Below are 8,566 nucleotides of genomic sequence, written 5' to 3'. Positions count from 1 at the left end.
GCCCTCATCCACGCGTCCGCCGCCCTGGCGTACTGGATGACTTCGCTGATGTCCGAATCGAACCCGAAAATGCTGTACGGCAGCCCGAGGGCATCGCAGGTATCGCGCATTGCGCCCATGCCGCGCACCAGGTTCGGGCCGCCGCGTCCGATCACGACGTAGAGCGGCGTCGGACCATTCTGGCTAAAGTGCTCCCGCAAGGCGTCGGCCATCGCGCGCAAGGTCTCGAAGATGTCGGTGTTGTTTGACTTGCCGCCGATAATGAACAGGACATTGGTCTGCTTCAGCCAGTGCTTGAAGCAGATCCGGGCTACCTCCTTCATTTTTTCGTAGGGCGGGTTGCCACCGAAATCCGACGAAATGATCGCGTCATCACCTAGCATTTCCGAGACCAGCGAATTGGCCCCGCCGCCGAAGGTCGGCGCGAGGATGGTGCCGCGCTCGTTGATCACATAAACGTCACTCTGCCCCTGATAGGTCCGCAACTGGTTGATCTCCGATTCGAAGTCCGAATAGTCGACCGAGAACAGATGTGCGGGTATGTTCAGCCGTTGCCAGCGGAGGTCGTCACGGTCGAAGCCGCATTTAAAGTCGCAGGCGACGGGCGTCAGACGGCCGTCGCGGCCGGGCTGCATGCGGATCGGATTGAGTTCGAGCGTGGTCATGCCGAAGTTGTGATAAAGCTCCCACAGCTTCGGCAGGTGCTGGACCAGAGGCGAAATGATTTCCTTGGGAGCGTTCAGACGCGACAGCGCATTGGCGACCACAAATGCCTTCAGACCGGTCAGCGGATCGAACGGCACTTGCACAATCATGCCCGGCTCGAGTTCTTCAATATCAACGCCACCGTGATGCGTGAGCGTCATCGTCGGCGCCCGGAAATGCGTCGAGTCGGTGATCGAGAAATACACTTCGTGTTCCGCCGGCACCGCCCCTTCGAACGTCACGCCGTTTGCCTTGGCGGTCTGGTTTCCATGGCGGTGTTCCGCAAAATAAAGCCGCTCCTTCTCTTTCAGTGCCGTTCTCAGGTCACTGGCGCGTCCGACGAGACCGGCCTTCCCCTTCTTGCCTATTCCGCCCTTGAACATCGGCTTGACGAACACCGACCCGTGGCGATCGATCAACGCCTTGATCTGCTCTTCGCTGGCGTCGGGTCCGAGCACCTCTGAGGTTGGGAAGCCGCCGAACTGCAGCAGCTGTGAGCCATGCAACATACCGGTGACTTGCATATCGTCTCCTTGCCGAGTTGTTTCCTGAACGGCCTGCGGGTTGGCATCGCCCTCGCGTGGGCGCACGCCGTGATAAGTCAATCGACGGGCGTACCTGTCCCCGACCGCGTGAGGCGGTCAACGACGGATCTGAATGACCAAAGGTTGGGGGGACTAGCGTCGCCCGCTAGTACGAGGTGGTATGGGAAAAATCATGGTGTCCTCTCCGTGATGGCGGCCTCAAGGCCGCTTTGATGGCCTGACGGCCGGTACACGGATACAAGGCAAGGCTCGTGCCAGTGCGCGACCACGTCGAATATTTATAAGTCCATGATTTAAAGTCAATTTTCCTTTTGCGAGACGTCACGCTTGACAACCGCGTTCGTAAAATTCAGAAATTGCGGATCTGCACAGGCTGAGATTTCAGCCATGAGAGGCAGCTCAATCGGCCACCCTGCGAAACACGCGAAGCTACAAATATCGTAAGGAGCGTCGCTATGAGGATCACGCGCGTCGACGGCCTGTAACTCGACAAGCGGACTTTCGCTCGCGAGCAGTGCACGCTGCACCCGGCGCTAGACGACTCGCTCGCCTTATCCGAAGTGTTGACCGGCCGGATGATGGCCATCACCGCGCAAAAGCGGCGCTATGGCTATCGGCGAATTCATCTGCTGTTCAGCGCGAGGGCTGGCTGACAAACCATAAACGCATCCGGCGGCTGTACGACGGTGATCTGACAAAGAAAGGCCGGACTTGGTGAACGGCCGCTCCGTTGTTTTCGATCGACCGTACTCGACCCAAATTACCTTCAAAACTTAGTTAACACCAAGACGGCTTTCGAGCGACTTGTGAAAACATGTTGATGGCCTATAGTGAGTTAATGCGTTTTTCGATGGTTGCACATGCGACGACTCATCGAAAGGTGCAGGGCCGGTTGGGAGCGGTTAGAGCGCTGGCGCCGTTGGGCGCCACGCATCGGACGGCCGGCCATCGCCGCAAACTGCCTTTTGCCCTCGGAAGCCAAAGAGCGTCCAATGATGTTCGATGGCGCATTGGTAGCATTCAGAGTCCCGTCCTCGTCCGCACGATGTCGACCTCTCCTACATGGTTCAAGGAGTTCGCCGGCGGAGCCCGCGATACGATCCCGATGATGGTCGGCGCGGCCCCCTTTGGCGTAATCTTTGGCACGCTCGTCACCGCTGGCCCGCTGCATCTCTGGCACGGCCAGTTGATGTCGCTCACCGTCTTCGCCGGCTCGGCGCAGTTCATTGCGCTTGGGCTCATCGCCGGCCACGCAGGCCTTATCGTTGTGTTGGCAACGACATTCATCGTCAATCTGCGACATTTGCTCTACAGTGCGACGCTCGCACCTTACGTCGCACGACTTTCTCCACGCTGGCGCTGCGTGCTCGCGGCCCTCCTGACTGACGAGGTGTTCGCCGTCACCTATAACCACTACCGGCTTGCGCCGCCCGGAGCGATTGGCCCATATTATTTTCTCGGCTCCGGTCTTGCGATGTATACAAACTGGCAGATCTGGACGCTCGTCGGCCTGCTATCTGGCGCTGCATTTCCACACCTGCAGTCGCTAGGCCTCGACTTCGCGATGGTCGCCACGTTCATCGCGATCGTCGTGCCACAGCTCGTTGCGTTACGCTATATTGCCGCGGCCGTCGCCGCCGGCACGCTCGCCTGGCTCTGCTACGACTGGCCGTACAAGCTCGGACTGCTTGTTGCCGTAGCAGGTGGCGTGGCGGTCGGCGTCGTGCTGGCGCGCCCCCATGAGCAGCTTGCCGCGACGAGGAGTGAGTGAGGCGATGAACTTCGTTATTCTTATCCTCGGTATGGCCGTCATCACCGGTCTGATTCGCGCAGCCATCTTCATGCTCGGGGAACGCGTTGTGTTTCCGCCGCTAGCGCGCACTGCGCTTGAGTTCGTGCCCGTCACCGTGCTCACGGCCATTATCGTGCCGATGGTCGTCGCACCGCACGGCGGAGGCGCCGAGCTAACCTGGCGCAACCCGCAACTCGTCGGCGCGCTCGCTGCTTGCGGCGTCTCAGCGCTCACGCGCCGTCCCCTGGTCACGATCGCCGTCGGACTGGTCGTGTTTTTTTTCTGGCAGAGACTCCTCGCCCACTGATCCTGCCCGGATCGAAAACCTCCGCCAGCAAGCGAACAGGCCGCGGGGTGCGACGATTGTAACCAATCGTGGCAACGAGCGTGCGCGCCTGTCAGATGATCGAAAGGACAGTAGACGGCCGCTACATCCTCCGGGCAAAAATACAGGGAGTGAGCAATGAGCGGAATACCTTTGGCACGCCACTCAATCCATGAGCATCAGAGCCACCTTGGTTGGGACCGGACGCTCAAGCCCGTGTTGACCGTGGCGCCTGGTGAAACGGTCGAGTTCTTTCCCGTCGACGCATCGGGTGGGCAACTCACTGCCAATTCGACCGTCGACGACATTGCACGACTGGACATTGCGAGGGTGAACCCGGTTGTTGGCCCGATGTATATCGACGGCGCTAAACCGGGCGACGCCGTCAAGGTCACACTGTTGTCGTTCGCTCCATCGGGCTGGGGTTGGACGGCAAACATTCCCGGCTTTGGCTTGCTCGCAGACCAGTTTCCCGACCCGGCCCTGCACACCTGGAAATACGAGGCAGATCTGAAGATCCCGGCCATGTACGGCCCTGGTGCACGTGTTCCCTTGAAGCCGTTTTGCGGCACGATCGGCCTCGCCCCGGGAGAACCGGGTTTGCACAGCGTGATTCCACCACGTCGTGTCGGTGGCAACATGGATATTCGCGACATCGGCGCAGGCACAGAACTATATCTACCTGTGGAGGTGGAGGGCGCGCTATTCTCGGTGGGTGACACGCACGCCGCACAAGGTGACGGCGAGGTATGCGGGACGGCCATCGAGAGTCCCGTAGCATTGACGGCGAAATTCGAACTGGTCAAAAAGGCGAACCTCGCGTTTCCCCGCTTTACAACGCCGGGCCCGGTCAGCCGTCATCTCGATGCGAAGGGCTATGAAGTCACCACGGGCATCGGTCCAGATCTGATGGAAGGTGCTCGGGCAGCCGTCTCTGGAATGATCGACATTCTGACGCGACAACATCACATCAGCGCAATCGATGCTTACCTGTTGTGCAGCGTTTGCGCCGACCTGCGCATCAGCGAGATCGTCGACCGGCCTAACTGGATTGTCTCCCTCTACTTCCCGCGAATCGTATTCGAGTGAGTGCTCAAAAGCGGTTCGCCGTCTCTAGCCAGCCCGGTCCAATTCGATGGGGGCGCCACGAGCGGTGCGCGGCCGGACAGAGCTGTGCAATGAGTTCGCCCGAAATCAGATGGTTGCCGCGCGCGTTACGCGAACCGGTACCGATTTGTAGGACGGCGTACCGGATGCCTTGTCGATGAAGTCGAGCGGCACCAGCACGTTCGCCTCAGGATAGTACGCGCCCACCGACCCCGGCGCGATGTCGTACTCGATCGCGGTGATGTTCTTGAGGCGCATCTGCCTGCCCGACGACGTGATCGTCTCAATGTCGACCAGATCGCCGTGCTCGAGCCCGTATCGGGCGAGATCCGACGCATTCATGAACAGCACATCGCGCCGGCCGAACACGCCGCGATAACGGTCATCCATGGCGTATATCGTTGTGTTGTACTGATCGTGGCTGCGCAGCGTGATCAGGCGCAACGCCTGCTCGCCGCCGAACACGTCTGCGTCTTCGTTTACGCCCGTGTACACCGAAAACATCGCCTTTCCGGTCGGAGTCCGCCAGATGCGTTCGGTGGGTGGCAGCGGGAGGCGGAAGCCGCCGGGCGTGCGGATGCGAGTATTGAACGCTTCGAATCCCGGGATGGTCTTCTCGATCAGGTCGCGGATCCTGTCGTAGTCCGCGATCAGCTCCATCCACGGCACCTTGCTGTCCGGCAGCGTTGCACGCGCCATCCCCGCGACGATTGCCGGCTCGGAGCGCAAATGCCCGGACGCTGGCGTGAGCTTGCCGGCCGATGCGTGAACCATCGCCATCGAGTCCTCGACCGTCACGGATTGCGCGCCGCCCGCCTGCACATCGAGCTCCGTCCGGCCGAGGCAAGGGAACACGTAGGTTTCGTTCGCGACCAGCAGGTGCGAACGATTGAGCTTGGTGCCGATGTGGACGCTCAGTTCGAGTTTGCGCATCGCAGGGAACGACTGTTCGGGATCGGGCAGCGCCACGGCGAAGTTGCCGCCGAGACAGATCAGCGCCCTCGACTTGCCGTCGATCATCGCCTGCATCGTCTGGACAGCGTCACGTCCGTGTGCTTTTGGCGGCGTGAACCCGACCACCTCCTCGATCTTCTTCAGAAAGCTTTCGGACGGCTTTTCGGTGATACCGACCGTACGGTTCCCCTGCACGTTGGAATGACCGCGCAGCGGGCAGATACCGGCGCCGGGCTTGCCAAAATTGCCGCGCAAAAGCAGCAGGTCACTGATCAGGCGCACGCTCGCCGTTCCCTTGTTGTGCTGGGTGACACCCATGCCATAGGCGACGATTGTCGCATTCGACCTGGCATAGGCGAGCGCGACCTCCCCGAGCTGGGCCTGGCCGAGTCCGGCCGCCGCTTCAATATCCGCCCACGGTGTGGCTTGCAGATCGGCGGCGAACGCGTCGAATCCTTCGGTATGCGCAGCGATGAACTCGCGGTCCAGCACGTTGCCCTGTTGCGCGTCCATCTCCAGCAGCGACTTCATGATCCCCTTGATGGCGGCCGCGTCGCCGCCGGCGGTGACCTGATAGTAGGTCGAGGCGATCCGGGTCGACCCGTATGTTGCCATTTCGACCCAGTCCTGCGGATCGGCGAAGCGTTCGAGTGCGTGCTCGCGCAGCGGATTGAACACGAGAATCGGGACGCCGCGTCGCGCGCACTCATGCAGTGTGCCCATCATCCGTGGGTGGTTCGTGCCCGGATTGTGGCCGATCGAGATGATCAGTTCGCACCTGTCGAAGTCGTCCAGCGACACCGTGCCTTTGCCGATGCCGATCGATTGTGGCAAGCCGACGCTGGTCGCTTCGTGGCACATGTTCGCGCAGTCGGGAAAATTGTTCGAGCCGTATTCGCGGGCAAACAGCTGATAGAGGTAGGCGGCCTCGTTCGACGTGCGGCCTGACGTATAGAAGTCGACCTGCCCGGGCGACAGGCCCCGCAGCACTTCGCCGATCCGCACGAACGCGGCTTCCCATTCGACCGCACGGAACGTGTCTGTCGCGCGATCGTAGACGAGCGGCTGCGTGAGGCGGCCCATCGCCTCCAGTTCGTAGTCAGACATGCGCAGCAGCGACGAGACCGTGTTGTTCGCGAAGAAGGCGGGCGTCACGCGCCTGGTCGTGGCCTCCCACGTGACCGCCTTCGCGCCGTTTTCGCAGAACTGGAACGTAGACCGGTGCTCCTTGTCGGGCCACGCGCAACCCGGACAGTCGAAGCCGTCGGGCTGGTTCATCCGCAACAGCGTGATCGGCGCCTTGACAGTGTCCATCTGCATCCGGACGGCATCCGTCGTGGCACGAAGCGCGCCCCAACCGCCGGCATGGCCTTCATACTTCCTGATACCTGGCACTTCGCGATGCTTGGTCATATGAAACTCCATGGAGCGCGTATCAGGCTCGGTCGCGGGGGAGTTGACCATCGCGCGCAAAGACGAGCATCTGGACCTGCGAACGGAGTGGCTCCATACGAGCGTAAAGTCGTACCTTCAGCAGGTGCTCGAACCGGTCGCTCAGTTTGTCTTTCCTTTGCGCGTCGTTCGGTTGTGCTAGCGCAAGGAACCACGACGGCATAAACGTGGAACGGTAAAACGCAGCATATCGACTCACCAGCCGCGCGCCGCCCCCGTCGTGCAGAAAAGCGTCCCACACGGCGTCGGGCACGGGAAGCCGCTCGTGGTGCTCGACGGAGAGCCCGCAAAACCGGCCGTCAATCTCGAATGCTGTGAGCAGTTCGCGCAACGGGCGGCCGAACGACGCCAATACCATGTGCGCCCGTTCATCTGCTGTGATGGCACCCTCGTCTGCCATCTGGGTCAACACATCGTTCGCGTCGTTCATGAGCGGCTCAAATCCCGTGAGCCCATCGTCGTCCGCCCCCGGAAGCACAACGACGAGACGCCCGCCTGGCCGCAACTCGGTGGCGCGCAATGAAAGGAACTTTTGCCAGTCTTCCTTTCCCTGTTCGCGAAACGCAGCGCTCGAGGCCCCTTTCATGCAGGGCACGTAGATATGGTCAGCGACCGGAATGGGGACGCTGCTTAACCACATCGCGGCGTACGCGCTCCATCGGAGATGCACGTAGGCCGGTGGAAGCACGCTCTCGTAGAACGACCGGCCAATCGCACAGGGGTACACGTGCGGGTCATCGCGGGCATATCGGTCCGGCGCCGACTCCAGGACCTCGAAAAGCGAGCCGAAATCGTTGACGGGCAGATCTTCATGATAGACAAAACCAGGGCGATCCGGGCCAACCCGGGCACGTAGCGCGGTAATCGCCATGCGCATCGGAAGTTGCGAATTTCTGCCCTGAGACACTCCATATTCGGCAATGACGATCGGCTGGTCTGCCATCTCCAGCACGACGCTTTCAGCCGCCAGCCTTAAGGCGTCCAGCGCGAGCGTCCCGCCTGCAGCCTGTAGCCCCGCGTGGCGGTTGTACGCGCCGCCGCCTTCCATGGCGCCTGACATGGTCTTTGCGGCGTTCATGACTGCATCCTCCCGCCGCAGACTCCGGTAACGCACCGAAGACCGCCTGCGTTGTTTACTGTCGCGACAGAAGCGCAAAGAATTTTATTATTCATTTTCCAACCTCACAATAATCGACATGTTTAATTAAGCACAGTCCGCTCCAACGTTTGTAAATAAAATCAACTGCAAAAATTGAAAATACTGGTTCTTCACCGTGTCATCTGGAAATTTGCGACACGGCAAAAAGAGCGCTATCACTACGGCGTATTGAGCGTGTTGTAATTTTGTTGATGATCTGGTTGGGACAACACAGATACGAAACGTACTGGCGTGGCAAACCCTGATCGCGCGGTCGGCCGGTCGCTTGCCCCTCGTGTTCGCAGACGTGTCCGCGGGCTTGACCTGGTGAGTCCAAAGGGTTTTGTCGCAATAAGGCGGTCGGCTATGATGTACGGCACAAGATGAACGACTGAAAACTTGATGAAGACGCTGAATCCGGCCGTGGCTCGCGTGCTCAAACGCCTGCATTACCCGCTTGATGTGATGCTGACTTGCGTTCGCTGGTATGTGGCCTATCCGCTGAGCCTGCGAAACCTGGAAGAAATGATGGCGGAGCGAGGCATCTC

The 8,566-nt window shown here is 60.5% G+C and carries 6 protein-coding genes and 1 pseudogene; 4 read left to right on the top strand and 3 right to left on the bottom strand.

What is annotated here, in order from left to right:
* The coding region (locus VMJ11_RS02405) for an ATP citrate lyase citrate-binding domain-containing protein (protein ID WP_325616546.1) at window positions 1–1,229 on the bottom strand (1,229 nt) is incomplete at its 3' end.
* A gap of 1,066 nt (window positions 1,230–2,295) precedes the next feature.
* Here VMJ11_RS02405 and VMJ11_RS02400 point away from each other — a divergent pair.
* From VMJ11_RS02400 to VMJ11_RS02390, 3 genes are all read left to right on the top strand, one after another.
* Entirely contained in the window at window positions 2,296–3,021 is a 726-nt protein-coding gene (locus VMJ11_RS02400; protein ID WP_325616550.1) for an AzlC family ABC transporter permease, read from the top strand.
* Between the two features lie 4 nt (window positions 3,022–3,025).
* Window positions 3,026–3,349, top strand: a complete 324-nt coding sequence (locus VMJ11_RS02395) for an AzlD domain-containing protein (RefSeq protein WP_325616548.1) — start codon at window positions 3,026–3,028, stop codon at window positions 3,347–3,349.
* Between the two features lie 156 nt (window positions 3,350–3,505).
* Window positions 3,506–4,456: an acetamidase/formamidase family protein gene (locus VMJ11_RS02390; protein WP_325616544.1), complete on the top strand. Its 951-nt coding sequence runs from the start codon at window positions 3,506–3,508 to the stop codon at window positions 4,454–4,456.
* Between the two features lie 105 nt (window positions 4,457–4,561).
* Here VMJ11_RS02390 and VMJ11_RS02385 read toward each other — a convergent pair whose 3' ends face one another.
* Together VMJ11_RS02385 and VMJ11_RS02380 are read right to left on the bottom strand one after the other, a co-directional pair.
* Window positions 4,562–6,841, bottom strand: a complete 2,280-nt coding sequence (locus tag VMJ11_RS02385) for an FdhF/YdeP family oxidoreductase (RefSeq protein ID WP_325616542.1) — start codon at window positions 6,839–6,841, stop codon at window positions 4,562–4,564.
* A 22-nt stretch (window positions 6,842–6,863) separates the two neighbouring features.
* The gene (locus VMJ11_RS02380; protein WP_325616539.1) at window positions 6,864–7,958 is read right to left on the bottom strand and encodes an SAM-dependent methyltransferase; all 1,095 of its coding nucleotides are present in this window, start codon (window positions 7,956–7,958) and stop codon (window positions 6,864–6,866) included.
* A 462-nt stretch (window positions 7,959–8,420) separates the two neighbouring features.
* Between VMJ11_RS02380 and VMJ11_RS02375 the strand changes: the two are divergent.
* Window positions 8,421–8,566 (top strand): annotated as a pseudogene (locus VMJ11_RS02375) (IS6 family transposase); the annotation flags it as partial.

Source organism: Paraburkholderia sp. (genome assembly GCF_035501035.1).
Lineage (GTDB): Bacteria > Pseudomonadota > Gammaproteobacteria > Burkholderiales > Burkholderiaceae > Paraburkholderia.
This window is presented reverse-complemented; position numbering and strand designations above follow the sequence as displayed.

Coding starts and splice junctions, on each gene's coding strand:
- VMJ11_RS02400 (WP_325616550.1), top strand. CDS start 2,296: ATGTCGACCTCTCCTACATGGTTCAAGGAGTTCGCCGGCGGAGCCCGC.
- VMJ11_RS02395 (WP_325616548.1), top strand. CDS start 3,026: ATGAACTTCGTTATTCTTATCCTCGGTATGGCCGTCATCACCGGTCTG.
- VMJ11_RS02390 (WP_325616544.1), top strand. CDS start 3,506: ATGAGCGGAATACCTTTGGCACGCCACTCAATCCATGAGCATCAGAGC.
- VMJ11_RS02385 (WP_325616542.1), bottom strand. CDS start 6,841: ATGACCAAGCATCGCGAAGTGCCAGGTATCAGGAAGTATGAAGGCCAT.
- VMJ11_RS02380 (WP_325616539.1), bottom strand. CDS start 7,958: ATGAACGCCGCAAAGACCATGTCAGGCGCCATGGAAGGCGGCGGCGCG.